The organism is Desulfuromusa ferrireducens (assembly GCF_055389805.1).
Window position 1 is genome coordinate 2,488,383 of sequence record NZ_AP042415.1, and the last position, 20,134, is coordinate 2,508,516.

At 53.7% G+C, this 20,134-nt stretch carries 18 protein-coding genes; 10 read left to right on the plus strand and 8 right to left on the minus strand.

What is annotated here, in order from left to right:
- Window positions 1-19: 19 nt before the first annotated feature.
- From ntrC to dusB, 3 genes are read right to left on the minus strand one after another with little or no spacing between them, the layout of a single operon-like run.
- Window positions 20-1,456, minus strand: coding sequence for a nitrogen regulation protein NR(I) (gene ntrC, locus ACZ5PT_RS11190; RefSeq protein ID WP_464263117.1), 1,437 nt, complete (start codon window positions 1,454-1,456; stop codon window positions 20-22).
- Window positions 1,457-1,467: 11 nt separating this feature from the next.
- On the minus strand, window positions 1,468-2,592 hold the full coding sequence (locus tag ACZ5PT_RS11195) for a two-component system sensor histidine kinase NtrB (protein ID WP_464263118.1): 1,125 nt from the start codon (window positions 2,590-2,592) through the stop codon (window positions 1,468-1,470).
- The gene (dusB, locus tag ACZ5PT_RS11200) at window positions 2,589-3,569 is read right to left on the minus strand and encodes a tRNA dihydrouridine synthase DusB (protein WP_464263119.1); all 981 of its coding nucleotides are present in this window, start codon (window positions 3,567-3,569) and stop codon (window positions 2,589-2,591) included. Before dusB ends, ACZ5PT_RS11195 begins: the two co-directional genes overlap by 4 nt.
- Window positions 3,570-3,921: 352 nt before the next feature.
- Between dusB and ACZ5PT_RS11205 the strand changes: the two genes are divergently transcribed.
- Window positions 3,922-5,235, plus strand: coding sequence for a citrate (Si)-synthase (locus ACZ5PT_RS11205; protein ID WP_464263120.1), 1,314 nt, complete (start codon window positions 3,922-3,924; stop codon window positions 5,233-5,235).
- 141 nt (window positions 5,236-5,376) lie between these two features.
- Entirely contained in the window at window positions 5,377-6,063 is a 687-nt protein-coding gene (locus ACZ5PT_RS11210; RefSeq protein WP_464263121.1) for a YiaD family glycine zipper/OmpA-like lipoprotein, read from the plus strand.
- 137 nt (window positions 6,064-6,200) lie between these two features.
- Here ACZ5PT_RS11210 and ACZ5PT_RS11215 read toward each other — a convergent pair whose 3' ends face one another.
- Window positions 6,201-6,995, minus strand: coding sequence for a class I SAM-dependent methyltransferase (locus ACZ5PT_RS11215; RefSeq protein WP_464263122.1), 795 nt, complete (start codon window positions 6,993-6,995; stop codon window positions 6,201-6,203).
- Between the two features lie 292 nt (window positions 6,996-7,287).
- Between ACZ5PT_RS11215 and ACZ5PT_RS11220 the strand changes: the two genes are divergently transcribed.
- The 3 genes from ACZ5PT_RS11220 to ACZ5PT_RS11230 all read left to right on the plus strand — a co-directional run bounded on the left by ACZ5PT_RS11220 (window position 7,288) and on the right by ACZ5PT_RS11230 (window position 9,536).
- Complete coding sequence (locus ACZ5PT_RS11220; RefSeq protein WP_464263123.1) at window positions 7,288-8,277, plus strand: permease; 990 nt, start codon at window positions 7,288-7,290, stop codon at window positions 8,275-8,277.
- A gap of 138 nt (window positions 8,278-8,415) precedes the next feature.
- Window positions 8,416-8,637 (plus strand): response regulator, encoded by a 222-nt coding sequence (locus ACZ5PT_RS11225; protein ID WP_464263124.1) that lies wholly within the window; start codon window positions 8,416-8,418, stop codon window positions 8,635-8,637.
- Window positions 8,634-9,536: an Hpt domain-containing response regulator gene (locus tag ACZ5PT_RS11230; RefSeq protein WP_464263125.1), complete on the plus strand. Its 903-nt coding sequence runs from the start codon at window positions 8,634-8,636 to the stop codon at window positions 9,534-9,536. Before ACZ5PT_RS11225 ends, ACZ5PT_RS11230 begins: the two co-directional genes overlap by 4 nt.
- Here the strand turns inward: ACZ5PT_RS11230 and ACZ5PT_RS11235 are convergent.
- A complete protein-coding gene (locus tag ACZ5PT_RS11235) occupies window positions 9,533-10,207 on the minus strand; it encodes a hypothetical protein (RefSeq protein ID WP_464263126.1) in 675 nt (224 codons plus the stop codon). The two genes, ACZ5PT_RS11230 and ACZ5PT_RS11235, sit on opposite strands and share 4 nt — an antisense overlap.
- A gap of 127 nt (window positions 10,208-10,334) precedes the next feature.
- Here ACZ5PT_RS11235 and ACZ5PT_RS11240 point away from each other — a divergent pair, with 127 nt between their 5' ends.
- The 4 genes from ACZ5PT_RS11240 (at window position 10,335) to ilvD (ending at window position 15,921) form a co-directional block, all read left to right on the plus strand.
- Window positions 10,335-11,528 (plus strand): class I SAM-dependent rRNA methyltransferase, encoded by a 1,194-nt coding sequence (locus tag ACZ5PT_RS11240; RefSeq protein WP_464263127.1) that lies wholly within the window; start codon window positions 10,335-10,337, stop codon window positions 11,526-11,528.
- Window positions 11,529-11,825: 297 nt separating this feature from the next.
- Window positions 11,826-13,595, plus strand: a complete 1,770-nt coding sequence (gene ilvB, locus ACZ5PT_RS11245) for a biosynthetic-type acetolactate synthase large subunit (RefSeq protein ID WP_464263128.1) — start codon at window positions 11,826-11,828, stop codon at window positions 13,593-13,595.
- On the plus strand, window positions 13,592-14,062 hold the full coding sequence (gene ilvN / locus ACZ5PT_RS11250) for an acetolactate synthase small subunit (RefSeq protein WP_464263129.1): 471 nt from the start codon (window positions 13,592-13,594) through the stop codon (window positions 14,060-14,062). Before ilvB ends, ilvN begins: the two co-directional genes overlap by 4 nt.
- A gap of 155 nt (window positions 14,063-14,217) precedes the next feature.
- Window positions 14,218-15,921, plus strand: a complete 1,704-nt coding sequence (gene ilvD, locus ACZ5PT_RS11255; RefSeq protein WP_464263130.1) for a dihydroxy-acid dehydratase — start codon at window positions 14,218-14,220, stop codon at window positions 15,919-15,921.
- On the opposite strand, the gene leuD is transcribed toward ilvD, so the two are convergent.
- The 3 genes from leuD to ACZ5PT_RS11270 form a co-directional block, all read right to left on the minus strand.
- Window positions 15,911-16,552, minus strand: coding sequence for a 3-isopropylmalate dehydratase small subunit (leuD, locus tag ACZ5PT_RS11260; protein WP_464263131.1), 642 nt, complete (start codon window positions 16,550-16,552; stop codon window positions 15,911-15,913). The two genes, ilvD and leuD, sit on opposite strands and share 11 nt — an antisense overlap.
- Window positions 16,552-17,961 (minus strand): 3-isopropylmalate dehydratase large subunit, encoded by a 1,410-nt coding sequence (gene leuC, locus ACZ5PT_RS11265; RefSeq protein WP_464263132.1) that lies wholly within the window; start codon window positions 17,959-17,961, stop codon window positions 16,552-16,554. The genes leuD and leuC overlap by 1 nt, the downstream gene beginning before the upstream one ends.
- A gap of 140 nt (window positions 17,962-18,101) precedes the next feature.
- Window positions 18,102-18,932, minus strand: coding sequence for a mechanosensitive ion channel family protein (locus tag ACZ5PT_RS11270; RefSeq protein WP_464263133.1), 831 nt, complete (start codon window positions 18,930-18,932; stop codon window positions 18,102-18,104).
- Between the two features lie 185 nt (window positions 18,933-19,117).
- Between ACZ5PT_RS11270 and ACZ5PT_RS11275 the strand changes: the two genes are divergently transcribed.
- On the plus strand, window positions 19,118-19,885 hold the full coding sequence (locus ACZ5PT_RS11275; RefSeq protein WP_464263134.1) for an enoyl-ACP reductase FabI: 768 nt from the start codon (window positions 19,118-19,120) through the stop codon (window positions 19,883-19,885).
- Window positions 19,886-20,134: the final 249 nt, after the last annotated feature.

Sequence of the window (20,134 nt, forward strand, 5' to 3'; positions counted from 1 at the left end):
GCGTTATCTGGTTGCTGACTCAGCTGCCGCGTTTGACGTCAATTTCCAGGGTCTTGATCTTTTTTCGCAATGTATTGCGGTTAATGCCGAGGATTTCTGCGGTGCGCACCTGGTTGCCGCGGGTCTGCTGCAGGATGATATTGATCAGCGGTCGTTCGACTTGATGTAGGACCATCTCGTAGAGGTTGTCCAGCTCCTGTAGGTCCATCTGCGCCAGGGAATTTTCCAGTTTGCGCGCCACCAACACTTCCAGCGATTCATCCTGGTTTTTTGCGCCATGACCACTTAGCAGTCCGGGAAAGTCGGCCGGCAGCAGCACGTGGTTTGGTGACAGCAGGGTCGCCCGCTTGATGACATTTTCCAGCTCGCGGACGTTGCCCGGCCAGCGGTGACGCTTAAGCAGGCTGATCGCTTCCTTGCTGCATTCAATGGAATTGACGCCGAGATCTTCTTGGGCCTTCTTGAGGAAAAACTCGACCAGCGCGGGGATATCCTCTTTGCGTTGCTGCAGGGATGGCAGGTTGATTGGAACAACATTGAGGCGATAGAAGAGGTCTTCGCGGAATTGTTTCTTTTCGACCAGTTCAACAATGTTCTGGTTAGTCGCGGCGACAATACGCACATCGATCTTCAGGGTTTGACTGCCGCCGGTGCGGGTAATTTCCTTCTCTTGCAGGACCCGGAGCAGCTTGGCTTGCAGTTCCAGTGGCATATCGCCGATTTCGTCAAGAAACAGTGTGCCGCCGTTGGCCTGTTCGAATTTGCCCGCTTTGCGGTCTGTTGCTCCAGTAAAGGCGCCCCGTTCATGGCCGAACAGTTCATTTTCCAACAGTTCGCGTGGAATGGCGGCGCAGTTGATGGCGAGAAAGGGCTTGCCGAGGCGTGGACTGTTAAAATGGATGGCACGGGCGATCAGTTCCTTGCCGGTACCACTTTCACCGGTGACCAGCACGGTAACATCGGAGCTGGCGACCCGGCCGAGGGTTTTGTAGACTTCCTGCATCGGTTGGCTGTTGCCGATGATCGAGCGGCCGAAGCTGTACTGCTCCTGCAGCTCCTCTTTTAAGTGAACGATTTGCTCGCTGACTTCGGCGGCTTTTTGCGCTTTGAGGATAATGGCGTCCAATGCGTCGAGATCGAACGGCTTGGTGAGATAGTCGTAGGCACCGTTTTTCATCGCCGCGACGGCATTTTCCATGGTCGACTCGGCGGTCATGATGATCACCAGGGTCTCTGGATATTCATCCTGTACCTGTTTGAGCAGCTCAATCCCTTGTATGCCGGGCATTTTGATATCGAGTACGGCCAGGTCGTAGCTGTTGTTGCGCAGCAGGCTGAGGGCCTGCTTGCCATCTTCGGCCAGGTCGACGTTGAACCCCTGCTTTTTCAGTGCTCTGGAGAGCACCCAGCGGATGCTCTCTTCGTCGTCAGCGACGAGAATACGTTGAATTGACATGTTCGGAGTCCTTAGTTGGTTGCAGGTTCCGCGTCACGGCTGCGTAGTAGCGGGAGGGAAACCTTGACTGATGTTCCACCTTCGGTGCGGTTTTCAATCTGGATGAAACCGCCGTGGTCGGTGACTATTTTTTGACAGATCGGTAGGCCCAGTCCGCTGCCGCCGTCCTTTGTCGTATAAAAGGGGGTGAAAATCTGATCCAGTTGTTTCTGTGGAATGCCCGGTCCTTTATCGCTAATGGTGATCAGGACCATCGGTGTCGGCCGGTCACCGGGAATGCTCATGTGATATTCGGAATCGATCCGGCTTTCGATTGTTATTCTTTCTCCGTCGGGTGATGCTTCACCGGCATTTTTAATCAGATTCAGCAACAGGCGGACCAGCAGATCGCGATCACCGCTGATATCGGGGATGCTTGGGTCGAGGTGCAGTCTGAAACTGATTGCGCGTTCCGCTACGGCCTGTTTTTGCAGTAACACGATTTCGTCCAGGATTTGACTAATGTTGACTTTACCCAACTGGGCATCGCGCGGTCTGGAGAGGTCGAGTAATTCCTCAATGATGCGATTGACCCGTTCGGTCTCGCGGATGATCAACTGCGTGTATTCCTTCAGTTCGTCATCTTTTCCCAGTTCCATCTGCAGTAGTTGGGCCGCACCCTTGATGCCGCCAAGCGGATTTTTTATTTCGTGGGCGAGTCCGGCCGCCATGGTGCCGACCATAGACAGGCGATCGGCGCGGCGGACTGTTTCCTCCAAGGTGCGCACTTGGGTCAAGTCGCGGAGGATCAGGACGACACCTTTTTGTGTGCCGTCGGTGGTGAAAATCGGTGACACCGTGACGCTGACTGGCCGCGGTTTGGTGCCGGGCATGCGTAGCACCACCGCCTCATGGTCCGAGATCGATCGGCCACTGTCGAGAGCAGTTCGCGTGAGGTAGCAGAGGGTTTCCTGATGTTTGAAGCGGTCGAAAAAATATTGTCCGAGGCACTGTTTTTCGGATATGCCGGTATAGTTTTGCGCCGCCGGGTTGAGCAGACTAATGCTCCCTTGTTGGTCAAGGGCAATTACTGCATCCTCGATATTTTCGAGGATCATGGCGTACTCATGGGGGGATGGATGCTTTTTGCTGGTCATCCGTTTTGTGCCTCGTTGAAGAATGTTTCGACCAGGGAGATCAACTGCTCTATGCTTTCGACCTGCTGTAGCGCAGCGCGAAATTGACCGGCACCGGTCAGTCCGCGGGCATACCAACAAAGGTGTTTGCGCATTTCGTACATGGATTTTTTATCGCCAAATTGCTGGCGCTGCATTTGTAAATGGCGCATGGCAACCTGCAGCTTTTCGGCCGTGGGAACGGTGGTATATTGCTGACCGTCCAATAGCGCCAGAATATCGCGAAGGAGCCAAGGGTTGCCGTAGCCGCCGCGGCCGATCATGATGGCATCGCAACCGGTTTGAGTCAGCATCTGGATGCCATCTTCCGCAGTGAAAATATCGCCACTGCCAATAACGGGAACCTGTAGGGCTTGTTTCAGCTCATAGATCTGCGTCCAGTTGGCTTTGCCGCTGAAAGCCTGGCTGCGGGTACGCGGGTGCAGTGTTACGGCATCGGCGCCTTCTGCTGCAGCGATCTGGCCGACTTCAAGAAAGTTCAGCGAGTCAGGATCCCAGCCTGAACGAATTTTTACCGTGAGTGGCCCTGAATAGACGGCTCGAACTTGAGCAACGATTCTGCCAATCCGGCGTGGATCCTTTAGCAGCGCACTGCCTGCGCCGCTGCGGATTACCTTTTTTACCGGGCACCCCATATTGATGTCGAGAAGCGTGCAATCGTCGGCGATCATGCGGGTCGCTTCTGCCAGCACCTTTGGGTCGTCCCCGAATAGTTGCACCCCAAGCGGTGCTTCGTCGCAGCAACTAACCAACAGTTCGCGGGTCTTGCGGCCGTCACGGATCAGGCCATTGGCGCTGACCATTTCTGTGAACACCAGTGACGCTCCGAACGCTTTCATCGTACGGCGGTAGGGGAGACTGGTAATGCCGGCCATCGGCGCAAGAATCAACGGGTTGCTGAGTTGCAGTGAACCTATTTGGGGGTGGTAGGTTTGCATAATATTTAGGCATTTTATCGATACCCGGAGTTAAAGCAAGGAAAAAGTGCGCTGCAATACAAACTTGGCTGGACTCTGCTAACTTGGATACTGTATACAAAATACGCTTGACAATGTGGGTATGAATTGTTAGAACGATATTTGGAATTTTAAGAGAGTGAAGGTTTTCGCTTCTGGCTATCAGTGGCTTAACTTAAGACGCTCTTAGCGTTCCCAATTACACTGCACAATGAAACCGTTCGGGCGGGCGTTTTCAGGGCAGTTGTTATGTTTTTCCGCTATGCGGACCTTTTCTTTTTTTGCCCGTTGGGCATCCGAGACCTTTTTTTTAACACAACAAAGGAGAGAGAGTATGTCGACATTAAAAGAAACTCTGTTTAAAAAAATCCAAGAGCATCGTCCCCGCACCACTCGTTTAGTTAAAGAGTGCAGCGATGTTAAATTGGGTGATGTTACTATCGGCCAGTGTATCGGTGGTGCCCGTGGCATCAAGAGTTTGGTAACTGATATTTCTTATCTCGATCCAATGGAAGGTATCCGCTTCCGCGGCATGACTATTCCTGAGACTTTTGCTGCTCTGCCTAAAGTTCCAGGTAGTGACCAGCCTTACGTTGAGGGTTTCTGGTACCTGCTGTTGACCGGCGATGTTCCGACCATGGAGCAAACCCTGGAAGTTGTAGCGGACTGGAGAGAGCGCTCCCAGATTCCTGAGTACGTCGTTGACGTACTGCGCGCTCTGCCACGTGATTCTCACCCAATGGCCATGTTCTCTTGTGCTATTACCGCAATGCAGCGTGACTCGGTCTTTTCCAGTAACTATGCTGCTGGTAAGTTCAACAAGATGACCTGTTGGGAAGACATGTACGAAGATTGCACCAACTTGATGGCCAAACTCGGCCCGATCGGTGCTTACATCTATCGTATGAAGTACATGGGTGACACCCACATCGAAGCTGATCCAGAGCTCGACATGGGCGGTAACTTCGCTCGCATGATGGGTATCGACGCTCCTTATGATGATGTTGCTCGGATGTACTTCATCCTGCACTCTGACCATGAGTCCGGTAACGTTTCTGCTCACACCACTCACCTGGTTGCTTCTGCTCTGTCTGATGCATACTACTCCTACAGTGCTGGTATCGGTGGCCTGGCTGGTCCTCTGCACGGTCTGGCTAACGAAGAAGTTCTTCGTTGGACCCAGAACTTCATGCAAAAGCTCGGTGGCGAAGTGCCGACCGAAGAAGGTCTCAAGGAAGCTCTCTGGGCGACCCTCAACAGCGGTCAGGTTATCCCAGGTTACGGCCACGCCGTTCTGCGTAAGACCGACCCACGCTACACTTCACAGCGTGAGTTCTGCATGGCAACTGAAGGTCTGAAAGACTACCCACTGTTCCAGTTGGTTAAAATGATCTACGAAGTTGCTCCTGACGTCCTCACCGAGCATGGTAAGGCTAAAAACCCATGGCCAAATGTTGACGCACAGTCTGGCGTCATCCAGTGGTACTACGGCGTTACCCAGTACGAGTTCTACACTGTTCTGTTCGGTGTCGGTCGCGCACTCGGTTGCCTCGCCAACATCACTTGGGACCGTGCTCTTGGTTACGGTATTGAGCGTCCTAAGTCGGTTACGACTGCAATGCTCGAAGACGCTGCTGGCATCGCTTAAGCAACTTCGACATAGAAGCACTGATGGGAGGTCCCTCTGGGACCTCCCATTTTTTTGTTTCAATGCTTCTGCTTTGGGTTTGGTACGGCTATAATCAAACGAAGAGAGTTGTCTGAGATCCAATAACCAAGGAGAAGTGAAATGTTGAAGAAATCTCGTTTTATCTTTTTTGTGTCATTTGTACTGGGGGTGTCCCTGGCGGGGTGTGCGACCAATACGACCCATGAAAAGACCAAGCAAGGGGCCGGGATTGGCGCCCTGGTCGGTGCCGTCTCCGGCGCTATTATTGGTTATCAGAATGATCATTCCGGCGGCGCGTTGCGCGGTGCTTTGATCGGTGGTGCGGCTGGAGGTGCTTTAGGCGCAGGTGCCGGCGCTTATATGGATAAGCAGCAGACCGAGTTTGAGCAGCAGCTGGCCAATGAACGCTCTCAGCATCAGATTGAGATTGAACGCCAGCAAAATGAAATCCTTAAGTTGACGATGGACAGTGAAGTCTCTTTTGATTTCAATTCCGCAACACTCAAATCGACTTTCGGTCCGCCGCTCAATAAAATTGCCGATATTCTCAGTCGTTATCCGCGTACGCAAATTGTTGTTGTCGGCCATACCGACAGTGTCGGCTCTGAGCAATATAACCAAGAGCTTTCCAACCGCCGTGCGATTGCCGTTGCCGATTACCTGGTGATGCGCGGTGTCCTGGCGTCAAGGATGGGTAGTGAAGGGCGTGGGGAATTGGAGCCGCGTGCCAGCAATGAAACAGACTCCGGTCGCGCCTTGAATCGTCGAGTCGAGGTTTTTGTTGTGCCGAATAAAGATTTCGGTTGAAACGCAAAAAAATGATCTTTATTTCATGTGGGCAGGCTAAGGGGCCGCCTGTATTTACAACGGTCAATTTAAATATTTAGGCATAAAAAAAGGAGCCTCATTACAGGCTCCTTTTTTTATTAAGTCGTGATTTAGACTTATTTTTTTTCTTTTTCTTTGCGGTTAGCAAAGATCAGTAACTTTTGATCGGTATAGGTTTCTACTTCACCGGCAAAGGACTCGATTTTGAAAAAATCGTGTATCTTTTGTGGTGCGTCCATAAAGAACTTGTTGAGCCCTTGAATCTCTTCACGGTTTAGTCCCGCACGTTTTGCCCAGTCCTGAAAGTCGTGAGTTTTCGGAATGACTTTTGTTTCGCGCAGGATCAACTCAGAGTCATGGATCATGTCGGTCCATTGTTCTTCGTTGAAGGCATGGATGTGGGTTGGGTCGCGCATCTGCTCCATTGTTTGGTAGAAGTGGGCGATCTCGGGGTCCGCTGGTAGCAGGGTGTCGATAATGACCATGCGACCTCCGCGGCGTAGCACCCGATGGAATTCCCGGAGTGCCTGTGGTACGTCAGGGAAATGATGTGGTGCGATACGACAGGTGAGCAGGGTAAAGGATCCTGCGGGAAAAGGAAGATCTTCGGCGTCAGCTTCACGGAAAATCACGTTATCGACGCCACCCTCTTCGGCAAGGTGTTCCTGCGCTGTTTTTAGCATTTGCATGGTCAGGTCTGAGGCGACAACTTGCCTGACCATTGGGGCAAAGAAAAGGGCGGTATGACCACCACCACAGGCGACGTCCAGCAGGTTGTCTTCATGGGTCGGTTGTAGCAGGCGGGCAGCTTCTTCAAGATCTTTCCCGCCAGCAAAATGGGCCGCTTGTACGTAGGCCATGGCGGATTTACCAAACTGCTCTCGGACGCGATTCTTGAATTTATTATCCATCCAGGCTCCTCCCAAATAATCAAAGGCAGTATAGCATTGAAATCTGAAAAGTCTTGGAGATATTTGACCTTTACGGTAATTTCCAGCATCACTGTCGCCCCGTGGCATGTCAAAGACGGGCATGGCTTTTGCTGATGACTAAGCTTATGTACGTCGTTCGCCGCGCAGGTGAGGCGGATCGGCCCGTTAATTATATTTATCTGGTCGAAAAGCTGTCACTTAAGGACAACTGTATGACAGATAGTTTTCTAATGCCTGCTTTGGCCAAATAATCAAAGGAAGAACACAGCTCATGGAATTTATTGAAATTATAAAGGGTTTGTTGCTGGGAATATGGGATGAGTTTGTCTACATTCTGCCATTTATTGCCCTTGGTGTCCTGCTCGAAGCAACCATCCGGACCCTTAAATGGCACGTTAAGATTCGTCATGCCCTAACCCGGTTCGGCGGGCTGGCGATTGTTTTGGCGACTTTGCTTGGGGCTGTCAGTCCGTTGTGTGCTTGCGCCACTTTGCCGTTGGTGATTTCATTGCTGCTGGCCGGCCTGCCACTGGCTCCGGCGATGGCCCTGCTGGTCACTTCGCCGCTGATGAGTCCTGCCGGATACACGTTGTTAAATTGGGAGCTTGGCGCTGCTTGGGCGAATATTGTGCTGGTCAGTGCTATTGCCCTCGGCTTGTTCGCCGGATATCTGACTCACTTGCTCCGGCCCTACGGATTCAGTGAAGAGGTTATCTTTCGCAAGCAGATGCCGGAGGGCAATTTCCATGATCCCGATTATCCGGTCGAAGAGCTGCGTTGCGATTGCGGCCAGCAGTTGTCGCACCGGGTTGCTCGTTGCACGCACAATAAGCTCTATGTCTTTCTGGCCAAGTTTTGGGAGGGAACTCTAAAAATCGGCAAGTTTGCTTTGATCGGTATTACGGTCGAGGTGATCGCCCTGCAGTTTATTCCCAACGAGTGGATCTCGATGTTGCTGGAAGGGACCGGCATCATGCCGATTTTTGCTCTGACCTTTGCAACCATCCCGCTACATATGCCGCAGGTAACCGCCGCAGCGATGCTCTACGGTTTTGTTTCCCCCGAATTCGGCGAGGGGATCAAGCTGTCGAAAGGGGCGGGGATAGCTCTTCTGGTCGGTGGTCCGGTCACGGCATTGCCGGTTATGGCACTCTTTATCTCGATGTTTCGAAAGCGGGTGTTGGCACTTTATTTAGGTATCTGTATCAGTGGTACATTGATTCTGGCCTTTGGCTATCGCTGGTTGCCGTTCTCTTTTTGAAAGAAGCAAAATGTTGATTTATTATTTGGGCTCTGCGTTTTCCATACAGCGCCCATTTTTTTTACTTTTCCTCCAGCGGAGCTCTGATGGTTGCATCCCGCAATGGATAAATTATGCTTCTTATTAATTGAGCGAGTATTGGCGATTAAAGATAACCGGGACAATCTGAAACTGATCAACTCTGTGCAGAATCGGCGCGGTTATGATGTTGCCTTTGCCGAGACCGGTGAAGAAGGTGTGGAAATGGCTGGTGATCGGGAGCGGACTCTGGCCACCGGATGTGACGGATTTTGCGAAAAACCGATCAATCTCCTAACCATTATGGACGCTATTCATCAGGCCATTGGGGGCAACGGATGAAAATGAAAGCGCTGATTGCTGCAGATCGCGATGTTGATCGCACCCTGCTGCGCTATTATCTGGAGCAGCATGGGGCCGAGGTTGTTGAGGCCGCAGATGGGGCTCAAGGCCTGGAGCTTGCGCTTGAACACCATCCAGACCTGATCATTTCCGAAATCCAGATGCCTAAGGTTGACGGGTTTCAGTTCCTGCGCGAAGTGCGCAATGCTCCCGAACTGCTCGGCACACTGTTTATCTTTTATTCAGCCGTTTACACCGTGAGTCGGGATCGCGAACTGGCGGAATCGCTATGTGCCGATGCTTTTATCGTCAAGCCGAAGGCTCAGGCAGCGTTTTGGGCGGATCTGCAGGCGGCGCTCAAGGCGGTGCGGAAGAAAAAACGTCAGCAATGCGAAATTCTGTTGCGCGAAGAAGATGCCTTTTTACAGAAATACAGCGCTGTGGTTGCCGAGAGGGTGGGCGCTCAGGTCGAAACACTGGAAAAAACCGACCAGTCGTTACCGCTACCGTCTTCCATCTCGTTTTCTGAATTGAACGATCTTCCCGAGGTGCCGGAGAGTATCCCTGGGATTGATGTTGGATACGGTCTTAAACATCTCCTCGGCAAGCGCAAGCTTTATGGGAAAGTGCTCTATGCGTTTGAGCGGGACAATCAGACCACTAAACAACAATTGCAGCAGGTATTTTCCGAGCGGGATTTCAAATCTCTGGCCGAGGTCGTACACCGGATCAAAGGGACCGCCGGGCTCGTTGGTGCCACCCGTCTCGATGAACTGACCATTGAGTTGGGGCGGCAGCTGAAGCAGGGGCAAGAGGATGTCGGTGATCTGCTGACTCAGCTGTGCGATGAATTACAACTGGTGTTGCAGAGCATCCGGCAGATCTTTAAAGGCGACTAGCCTTCGGGGTCACCATTGCGCGCTGCCTCGGCAGCGTTGCTCAGTTCTGCTTCTTGCCGGGCCAGTTCGGTCATCATCTCATGCAGGCTTTGTACATACTGCGTTGGAGCCTGTGGCAATTCTTCCAGCTGACTTTCCAGCCGCCGGGCAGTGGTTAAGGTCGAGCGGAGCTGCTTGAGCGGATCGATCTCCGGTGGATTGTGCATCTGGGCCACTTCGCGGAACTGCTTCTGCACCGTCGGCAAGCTGCGCTCCTGCTCAATCACCGACTCGCGCAACAGGTCGTACTCATCCGCCGAGAACTGTTGTTCTTCACGCGCTTGGCGCAACAGGTCGATAGCGCGGTAATCGGGCAGCGGTTGCAGGCGTCGCTCGCTAGCGAGCAGGGCAGGTTCCTCCTGCTCCAGGTAGCGGTAAGCGAGGGTCAGTTTGCGCGCCGTTTCTTTGCGGATGCGAATCTCCTTGGAACAGTAATCATCAAAAGATTCATAGCCCCAGCCTTGAAATTCCCCCTCGTTTTTCACCTTAATCAGCTGCTCGCCCAATTCGACCCAGGACGATTTGAACTGCCGGGCCGTGGTCAGCACCTGATAGCGTGGCGAACTCGGGTCGAGTTCACGCATCAGCTGTTCGATAATTATTTCACCTTTGGTTTTTGCTGCTTCTCGCATCTTGTCTACTCCATGGTCAGTTTTTCTTCGCCGGGAAGATAACACAGACCTCTGCTCAGGCACAGGCGTTTTGTCTGGACTTGTGGCGCCGCTTAGGTAAAATCACCCATCTTTTGCTGGAGGCACTATGAAGAACTGCAAAGTCGGTCCGGATACCGTCCGTATGCTTGAGTTGGGACACCCCTGGGTGATCGCCGATCGCTTTACCAAACAGTGGCCGGACGGCAAACCGGGTGAGCTGATTTCTTTGGTCGATGAAAAAGATCGCTCGTTGGGCACCGCCCTCTACGATCCGACTGACCGGATCGTCGCCCGGGTGCTTGGCAAGGATAAACTCCGACTTGATGCCGCCTGGTTCGAAAATAAACTGCAGCAAGCGCAACAGTTGCGTCAGCATGCCCTGCTCGAAGAGACCAACGCCTATCGTTTAGTGAACGGGGAAGGGGATGGCCTGCCGGGACTGACTGTCGATTGCTATGCCGACTACTTGATGGTACAGCTGTTCAGCGAGGCTTGGGATTGCCATCTGTCCGCGTTGACCAAGGCTCTTCAGCGCGTCTATCAGCCCCTTGGGATTTACCGCAAATTGCGCCCGCAGGAAACCCGCCAGTTAGAAGCAAAAAGTAAGACCAAGGAATACAGCCGGGTGATTGCCGGAGCTGCGGCACCGGTGCCGTTGACGGTGCAGGAGAACGGCCTCGATTACCTGGTCGACCTGCGCGAAGGCTTAAACACCGGACTGTTCCCCGATCAGCGCCGCAATCGTCGTGAGCTGATGGCGCGCGCTGCCGGTAAGCGGGTTCTCAACCTGTTTGCCTTTACCGGCGCTTTTTCCGTGGCCGCTGCGGTCGCTGGGGCTAAGAAAGTGACCAGCGTCGATGTCTCGCAGAAGTATCTGGATGTCGCCCGCGAGAACTTTTCCATCAATCGTCTCAACCCCAAGCGCCACCAGTTTATCGTTGGCGATGTCTTTGCCGAATTGGCCAAAATGCGCGAGCAGGGGCAGCGGTTCGACATCATCCTCTTCGATCCGCCTTCCTTTTCCACCACCAAAAAAAGCCGCTTTTCGACCCACGGCGGTACTGCCAAGCTGGTCGCTGAAACCTTGCCACTGCTGGAATCAGGTGGTCTGTTGATGAGTTCATCCAATCACCAAAAAGTTTCTATGGATGATTACTTAAAAGAGTTGCGGCGCGGTGCCCTGCAAGTGAAAGGTGATTTGCGGACGATCTTCACCAGTGGTCAACCGGAGGATTTTCCCTGCCCGGTCACTTTCCCCGAGGGGCGGTATCTAAAATTTGTCATCAGTGGCAAGTCATAATCTGGATAGTTGTCGCGGCAATCAGTTTCTATCCTGCCGATAGGGTTTACCCGCGCGCACTGTTTTTCGTAACGGTGCTGCGTGGGAATCCCTTTGTGAAATGAGCTGGATCAGTTGTTCGCGCTTGTTGTTAATGATAATAAGTCCCTTCTTCAGCTAAGCTATCCCTGGCAGAGTCAAATGCCAAATCGGCACATCAGATAAAATCGACAGATCCGCTGATATTTCTTACCTGTTTTGTTATGATTGAGCCTCAATTGTTTCCGAGAGCTTATTTATACTGACAAAGAGGTCGTTATGACGGGGAAAAAACTGTTGCTGCGGGCGCTCAAAGACAAGGGCGTCAAATACATTTTCGGTTATACCGGCGGAGCGATCATGCCGATTTTCGACGAAATGGACAAGCTGGGCGATTTTCGTTTCGTCATGTCGCGCCACGAGCAGGGTGCCGCCTTTATGTCGCAGGGCATCTCTCGTGCGTCACTCTCAACTGAGACTCCGCAGATCGGCGTCTGCATGACCACCTCTGGGCCGGGGGCGATGAACCTGGCGACCGGGATCGCCGACGCTTACATGGATTCGGTGCCGATGCTGGCGGTGACTGGACAGGTGGCGACTGGCGTAATCGCCACCGACGCATTTCAGGAAAGCGACGTGGTCGGGGTGATGATGCCGATCTGCAAGCAGACCTACATGCCGCTGGCCGCAGAAGAGGTCGAGGGCACGGTTCATGAGGCTTTCTACGTTGCTACGACCGGTCGCGGCGGTCCGATCGTCATCGATATCCCCAAAGATGTGCAGAACCAGCTGGTGCCAGATGAGTATCAATTCGATGCAAAAAGCTACCGGCCGAATCTGCCCGGCTTTTATTATCACCCGACTCCCGAGCGTGAGCCCTTGCAACGAGCCATCGACCTGATCAATCGCAGTGAGCGACCGGTGATGTTCTGCGGCCACGGGGTGATCAACAGCAACGCCGGTAAGTCGCTGCTTAAATTTGCCGAAAAGGTCAATATCCCAATCGCTTCGACCTTGCACGGTCTTTCCGCGATCCCCGCCGATCATCCCTTGCATCTGGGAATGATGGGCATGCACGGCACCGTCGAGGCGAACCGGGCGATCAGTGAAGCTGATCTGCTGATTTCCTTCGGCATGCGTTTCGATGACCGGGTCACCGGCAAACTCAACGAATACGCGCAGAATGCCGACGTGATTCACGTTGAAATAGACCCGTCGGAAATCGACAAGAATGTTGCCACACAGGTGGCGATCAACGCCGATGTCTATCGCACCCTGCATGTGCTTGCCGGCGATCCGATGTTGACCTATAAGCCGCGGCGACGCTGGTTTGAGAAGATCGATGGCTTCCGCCAGGTGATGGCCGGGGACTTGCGGCAAGAGATCGAGAATGGTGTCGGTGACGACGGCAAATTGCTGATGAAATCGATTGTCCATCAACTTTCCGATTTAACCAAGGGCAAGGACTTGATTGTTCCCGATGTTGGTCAGCATCAGATGATGGCGGCGCGCTTCTATAATTATCAGACCGAGAACAGCTGGTTCGCATCTGGTGGGGCAGGGACCATGGGGGCCTCGCTGCCGATGGCCATCGGTGTCAAGCTGGCGCGGCCCGATGAGCGGGTCTGGTCGATCAGTGGTGATGGCGGGTTCCAGATGAACATGCAGGAACTGGGAACGATCATGGAGCAGCAGCTCGACGTTAAGATCCTCATCCTCAATAACGGTCATCTCGGGATGGTGCGTCAGTGGCAGACGCTGTTCTTTGATGGTCGCTACGCCGCTACACCGATGCAGAGCCCAGATTTTGGCCTGATTGCTCAAGCTTACGGCATCCCCTATCGCAAGGTTGAAACCTTGGCCGACGTTACCCCGGCACTGCAACAGGCGATCGAGCATCAGGGCGCGATGGTGCTCGAATTTATTTGCGATCCGAGCGAGGTGATTCTGCCGATGATCCCGGCCGGCGGCGGATTCGAGGATATGATTGTTCGACGTCCCGGGCAGGAAACGCCGGAAACCAGTAGGAAAAATGGAGAAAAATCATGAAGCGGCGTGCCATTTTGGCCTTTATGCTCGATCGTCCCGGCGTGCTCAGCAAGGTGTCGATGCTGATCCGGAAAAAAATGTACAACGTCGATACCCTGACCGTCTGTAGCTCGCGCATCGATGGCGTCAGTCGGATGACCATCACCCTGCAGGAGGATGACGAGGCGAAGGTTACGCAGGTGATCAAACAGTTGGAAAAGTTTACTGAGGTGGTATCGGTCAAAGAGCTGGATACCGACCACAGCTACTGGCGCGAAGTGGCAGTCGTCAAGCTGGAGGTCGATGCGACTCACCTGGAATCGTTCCACGGGCGCTACAATTTCGAGGTACTCGATCAGAAGAGTGAAGATATCCATATTTTACAGGTCGCCGGTTCGACGCGACGGATCGATTCCTTTCTCGATGAGGTTGGCCGTGAGCATGTCATCGAAATTGCACGGACCGGAGTAACGGCCCTTGAAAAGTAACGGTGGCGTCGCAAAAATCTCCGCCCAGCTACGTTACGGTGAGGGTTCAGGACCTCGACATAATGATCTATGTCTTCGCCCCTGAACCCTCACCAAGCCTTGCTGGACAGTTTTTTTGCTTAGCCAACCAGAGCTAAGTGTCAATGGAGACAGTTATGAAACGGCGCAGTGAAGAGATCACCGGCAATCGTCAGGAAAACACCTGGGTCGAACGAACCGCCGCACGGACCATGTTGCGGGCGGTGCGGTTTTACGACGAGGACTTCGACAAGCCGCTGATTGCGCTGGCGGTGCCCTACACCAATGGCACGCCCTGTAACGATCATATTCGTGAGCTTGGCGATCTGCTGCAGGCTGAAATCGAAAAAGCCGGGGGTAAGGCGATTATTTTCGGCACGCCGGTGGTCTCCGATGGCATCTCCATGGGCACCGAGGCGATGAAATATTCGCTGGTCAGCCGCGAGGTGATTGCCGATGCCATCGAACTGATGACTGAAGGCTACCGGGTCGACGCTGTTATTACCCTGTCTGGTTGCGATAAGACCATCCCGGCGGCATTGATGCCGATCGCGCGTAACAACCTGATCGGCTTGACTCTTTATGGCGGTAGCATCCTGCCCGGCAAACATCAAGGGGAAGAACTGAATATCGTCAGTGCTTTCGAAGGGATCGGTGCGCACGCGGCGGGCAAGATTGATGATCAGCAGTTGCACGGCATTGAATGCAACGCCTGCCCCGGTGCCGGGTCCTGCGGAGGGATGTACACCGCCAACACGATGGCCGCCGCCATTGAAGCGATGGGCATGAGTCTGCCCGGTTCTTCATCAAATATGGCGGTCGATAGCGATAATAACATTTCTCCTGATAAGTGCGAGGATGCCGCTCGCAGTGCCCGTGCTTTAGTTGCGCTGCTTGAACAGGGGAGCAGCGCCCGTGACATCATGACCCGCAAGGCCTTCGAAAATGCGTTGACGGTGGCCTGGGCGCTGGGTGGCTCGACCAATGCCATACTGCACCTCTTGGCGTTGGCCAAAGAAGCGGGCGTTGCCTTGTCATTGGCCGATATTGCGACCATCACCGGACAGGTGCCGCTGCTCGGTAACTTTAAACCCTTCGGTCGATATTTGATGAATGACCTGCACGAGCTAGGTGGTGTGCCGATGGTGATGAAGTTGCTGCTCGACGCCGGTTATCTGCACGGAGAATGTCTGACCGTGACCGGCAAGACGATTGCCGAAAACCTGGCGAACGTGCCCGGATTGCCGAGTGGGCAGGATGTTGTTTATCCGGCAGAAGCCCCCTACGCTTCGGCCGGAACCCATATCCGTATCCTGCACGGGAATCTGGCCGCAGAGGGCTGCGTGCTGAAACAAAGTGGCAAGGATTTACAGACGATGTGCGGCCCGGCGCGGGTTTTTGAGCGGGAAGAGGATGCCTTGCTGGCGATTCTTGCGGGGCGAATTCTGGCCGGAGATATTGTCGTTATCCGTTTCGAAGGGCCGCAGGGTGGGCCCGGTATGCGCGAAATGCTTTCTCCCTCGGCGGCGTTGATGGGGGCCGGTCTTGGCGATAGTGTTGCGCTGCTTACCGACGGTCGCTTTTCCGGTGGAACCCACGGGATTATGATCGGTCACGTTGCCCCAGAAGCACAGGTCGGTGGAGCGATCGCGCTGATTGAAGAGGGAGACCGGATCGAAATCGATCTGGATAATGAAGAGCTGAACCTGTTGCTGGAACCTGCCGAGATCGAACGTCGCCGTCAGAACTGGCAGGCTCCACAAGCCAAATACCAGCGGGGGGTGCTGGCCAAATATGCGCGGTTGGTTTCTTCGGCCGCGAGCGGTGCTGTTACGAGTTGAACAGCCAGGGGGTTTCCTGTTTGAGCCGCTCTTCGTAGCTTTTGATCTCGGCAACCTTCTGCAACGTTAGACCAATATCGTCCAGTCCGTTGAGCAGGCAGTGTTTGCGGAAGGGGTCGATCTCAAAACTGATTTCACCGCCATCGGGAAGCGTCAGCGTTTGTTCCTTAAGGTCTATCTGTAAGCTGAACCCATTTTGCTGTTCCACTTCGGCAAATAATTTTGCGACCTCTTCCTTTTTGATCTCAATCGGCAAGATGCCGTTTTTGAAACAGTTGTTGTAGAAAATATCGGCGAAGCTGGGAGCGATCAGCGCGCGGATGCCAAAATCGAGCAGCGCCCAGGGGGCATGCTCGCGTGAGGAACCACAGCCGAAATTATCGCGGGTCAAAAGGATCTCCGCCCCCTGATAGCGCGACTGGTTGAGCACGAAATCGCAGTTTTTCGGTCGATTGGTGCAATCCATGCCGGGTTCGCCGTGGTCCAGATAGCGCCACTCGTCGAACAGGTAGGGGCCGAAACCGGTCCGTTCAATCGACTTGAGAAACTGCTTGGGAATGATGGCGTCGGTGTCGATATTGGTGCGGTCGAGCGGGGCGACCAGGCCGCTAAAGGGTACGAACTTTTTCATCACTGCACCTCCAGGTGGCGGACATCGATAAAGTGGCCGAAGACGGCCGCTGCCGCCGCCATTGCCGGACTGACCAGGTGGGTGCGCCCGCCCTGTCCCTGACGACCCTCAAAATTACGATTCGAGGTTGCGGCGCAACGTTCCTGCGGGTTGAGCCGATCGTCGTTCATCGCCAGGCACATTGAGCAGCCCGGCTCGCGCCATTCAAAGCCTGCGTCGAGAAAAACTTTATCCAGACCTTCGCTTTCGGCCTGTTGTTTGACCAACCCGGAGCCGGGCACGACCATCGCCAGTTGGATGTTTTTCGCCAGTTTGCGGCCACGCAGGATGGTCGCTGCCGCGCGTAAGTCTTCAATCCGACCGTTGGTGCAGGAACCGATAAAAATTTTGTCGGGGTAGATGTCGGTGATCGGCGTGCCGGCGGTAAGCCCCATGTATTTCAGTGCGCCGAGCATCCCTTCACGCTTGACCGGATCGGTTTCTTTGCTTGGGTCGGGGACCCGATCCTCAATGCTGACCACCATCTCCGGCGAGGTTCCCCAGGATACCTGCGGGCGCAGGTCGCGGGCGTCCATTTGTATTACCCGATCAAAAGTGGCATCGGCGTCACTGTGCAACTGCTGCCAAGCGAGTACCGCCTGTTGCCATTGTTCGCCCTGCGGAGCGAAGGGACGACCTTTGACGTAGTCGATGGTTTTCTGGTCGGCGGCAATCAGTCCGGCACGGGCGCCCGCCTCGATGGTCATGTTGCAGACCGTCATCCGTCCTTCCATCGACAGATTGCGAATGGTGCTGCCGCCGAATTCGATGCTGTAGCCGGTGCCGCCGGCGGTGCCGATGCGACCGATGATCGCCAGCACGATATCTTTGGCCGTCAATCCGGCGGGCAGGACGCCATTGACCTCGATTAACATCGATTTTGATTTTTTCTGAATCAGGCATTGCGTAGCCAGCACGTGCTCGACTTCCGAGGTGCCGACGCCGAAGGCCAAAGCGCCGAAAGCACCGTGGGTGGCAGTGTGTGAATCGCCACAGACGACCGTCATCCCCGGCAGCGTCGCACCCTGCTCCGGACCGATGACGTGGACGATCCCCTGGCGCAAGTCGTTCATGGCAAACAGGGTGATGCCGAACTCACGACAGTTATTTTCCAGGGTGTCCACCTGCAACCGCGAAATGGGGTCGGCGATCCCGGACTGGCGATCTTCGGTCGGTACATTGTGGTCGGGAACCGCCAGATTGGTGTCGAGGCGCCAAGGCTTGCGGCCGGCCAGCCGCAGTCCTTCAAAGGCTTGTGGCGATGTGACTTCGTGCAGCAATTGTCGGTCGATATAGAGCAGGCAGGTGCCATCGGCATCTTGACTGACCAGGTGACTATCCCAGAGTTTATCGTAAAGAGTCTGTTTCATCGGTCGCTCCTGAGGTTGTTTGTTCGAATAGTGTAAAATAAAACCAGCAGCAGTGTCTTTGGCTTGGCGAATTTTTTAGTGAAAGGTTCCGGGGCCGAACAGAATGTCCGGCCCCGCTGAATAGCTATCGGTAGACGGGGTCAGGCTGAAGGCTGGTGGAGATGAACATCGCGTTGTGGGAAAGGGATGCTGATGCCGTTTTCCTCAAGCACCTTTTTCGCCTGTTCGGTGGTGCCGAAGTAGACATCCCAGTAGTCGGCGACAGAGCACCATGGGCGTACCGCCAGATTGACCGAGCTGTCTGCGAGTTCTGCAACCGCTACCATCGGTGCCGGCTCCTGCAGAACCTGGGAATTCTCCTGCATCATTTTCAGTAACAGGCCTTTTGCTTTGGTAATATCTGAATCGTAGGCGATGCCAATTGTCAGATCGACCCGCAATTGACCTTCCGCCGAGAAGTTGGTAACGCTGCCGTTAGACATGGCACCATTAGGAACAATCACTCGTTTGTTTTGTGGATTCAGCAGGATGGTGTTGAAAATTTGCACCTCCTTGACCACCCCGAGATGCCCTTGAGCCTCGATCAGGTCACCGACGATATAGGGTTTGAACATCAGGATCAGCACTCCCCCGGCAAAGTTGCCAAGACTGCCCTGTAATGCCAGTCCGACCGCCAGACCGGCGGCACCGAGAACGGCCACAAAGGAGGTGGTAGCAATACCGATCATCGAGGCGACGCTGATCAATAACAGCGCTTTTAATCCCCAGGAGAGCAGGCTGCTGATAAAGGGGACCAGGGTCGGGTCGGCTTTCGATTTGGTCAGGCCTTTTTCTGCCACTTTGACAAAGCCGCGGATGATCCAGAGACCGATGATCAGGGTGAGGATTGCCAAGGCAAGCTTGGGCACATAGAGCATGAATAGTTCAATCGCTTGGTCAGTGTATTTTTCGATGTTTTCAATGTTCCCCATAGCTTCCTCCAGTAAAAAGATAATTATTAGATAGGCTGTGTTGGGCGTGTCGTTCAATGAAAGGCGACTTTCGCGCACAGATAAAGTAGCAAATGTTTTGAATCTGTCAACTCTCTTGCCTTCCCTGGGGAGTTTTGTTAAAAAGGACCATTCTTTACACAAATGTTCAAGGAGACAGAACAATCATGGGACTGATGACCGGAAAACGCGGCATTATTTTTGGCCTGGCCAATGACAAAAGTATCGCTTGGGGAATTGCCCAGCAGTTGCATGCCGCAGGTGCTGAACTGGCTTTTACCTATTTGAATGATGCGCTGGGAAAAAGAGTTCGTCCGTTGGCCGAGAGCCTGGGCGCTAAAATAATCCTCCCTTGCGATGTGCAGAACGAGGAAGGAATGGTGTCGGTTTTTGACACTCTCAAGCAGCAGTGGGGCGAGATCGATTTTGTTGTTCACGCCGTCGCTTTTGCCAATCGCGAAGATCTGAAAAAGCCGTTCAGCGAGACCCGTCTCGATGGCTTCCAGTTGGCGCTTGATATCAGTGCTTACTCGCTGGTCTCGATGACCCGCTGTGCGCTGCCGGTGCTCAAAGAAGGCGGCAGCATTGTCACCATGTCTTATCTCGGCGCGGTTCGTTCTGTTCCGCAGTATAATGTCATGGGCGTCGCCAAGGCTGCTCTGGAAGCTTCAGTTCGTTACTTGGCCGCCGAGTTGGGCGAAAAAGGCATCCGTGTCAATGCCGTTTCGGCTGGTCCAATTAAAACCCTGGCTGCTTCGGGGATTTCCAACTTCAAAGAGAAGTTGCGGGTTGCTGAAGAACGTGCACCGTTGAAGCGTCTAGTTTCCACTGATGACGTCGGTAAGGCGACCCTGTATCTGGTTTCCGACCTGGCTTCCGGTGTGACCGGCGAGATTCATTATGTCGATGGTGGTTTTAGCACTGCTGCTGGTTGATATGAAATCTATCTGGTGAGTATCCCGCTCGTTAAGTGGGACCGCGTCACTGTTTTGAATTAAGAAATGGCCTTCATTGAGAAATGAGGGCCATTTCTTTTGGCACTGTTAGCGAGTTTTGTTGATTTGCCACAACTTACGACTTTTGAAACTAGAAAATGTCTACTACTTCTAGTAGCGATCCAGTTGCTTATACTGCTAGTCTCAAGCAACTTGTATCCTCCGGCCCATGAGGTAGAATAACAGTGC

Coding starts and splice junctions, on each gene's coding strand:
- ntrC (WP_464263117.1), bottom strand. CDS start 1,456: ATGTCAATTCAACGTATTCTCGTCGCTGACGACGAAGAGAGCATCCGC.
- ACZ5PT_RS11195 (WP_464263118.1), bottom strand. CDS start 2,592: ATGACCAGCAAAAAGCATCCATCCCCCCATGAGTACGCCATGATCCTC.
- dusB (WP_464263119.1), bottom strand. CDS start 3,569: ATGCAAACCTACCACCCCCAAATAGGTTCACTGCAACTCAGCAACCCG.
- ACZ5PT_RS11205 (WP_464263120.1), top strand. CDS start 3,922: ATGTCGACATTAAAAGAAACTCTGTTTAAAAAAATCCAAGAGCATCGT.
- ACZ5PT_RS11210 (WP_464263121.1), top strand. CDS start 5,377: ATGTTGAAGAAATCTCGTTTTATCTTTTTTGTGTCATTTGTACTGGGG.
- ACZ5PT_RS11215 (WP_464263122.1), bottom strand. CDS start 6,995: ATGGATAATAAATTCAAGAATCGCGTCCGAGAGCAGTTTGGTAAATCC.
- ACZ5PT_RS11220 (WP_464263123.1), top strand. CDS start 7,288: ATGGAATTTATTGAAATTATAAAGGGTTTGTTGCTGGGAATATGGGAT.
- ACZ5PT_RS11230 (WP_464263125.1), top strand. CDS start 8,634: ATGAAAATGAAAGCGCTGATTGCTGCAGATCGCGATGTTGATCGCACC.
- ACZ5PT_RS11235 (WP_464263126.1), bottom strand. CDS start 10,207: ATGCGAGAAGCAGCAAAAACCAAAGGTGAAATAATTATCGAACAGCTG.
- ACZ5PT_RS11240 (WP_464263127.1), top strand. CDS start 10,335: ATGAAGAACTGCAAAGTCGGTCCGGATACCGTCCGTATGCTTGAGTTG.
- ilvB (WP_464263128.1), top strand. CDS start 11,826: ATGACGGGGAAAAAACTGTTGCTGCGGGCGCTCAAAGACAAGGGCGTC.
- ilvN (WP_464263129.1), top strand. CDS start 13,592: ATGAAGCGGCGTGCCATTTTGGCCTTTATGCTCGATCGTCCCGGCGTG.
- ilvD (WP_464263130.1), top strand. CDS start 14,218: ATGAAACGGCGCAGTGAAGAGATCACCGGCAATCGTCAGGAAAACACC.
- leuD (WP_464263131.1), bottom strand. CDS start 16,552: ATGAAAAAGTTCGTACCCTTTAGCGGCCTGGTCGCCCCGCTCGACCGC.
- leuC (WP_464263132.1), bottom strand. CDS start 17,961: ATGAAACAGACTCTTTACGATAAACTCTGGGATAGTCACCTGGTCAGT.
- ACZ5PT_RS11270 (WP_464263133.1), bottom strand. CDS start 18,932: ATGGGGAACATTGAAAACATCGAAAAATACACTGACCAAGCGATTGAA.
- ACZ5PT_RS11275 (WP_464263134.1), top strand. CDS start 19,118: ATGGGACTGATGACCGGAAAACGCGGCATTATTTTTGGCCTGGCCAAT.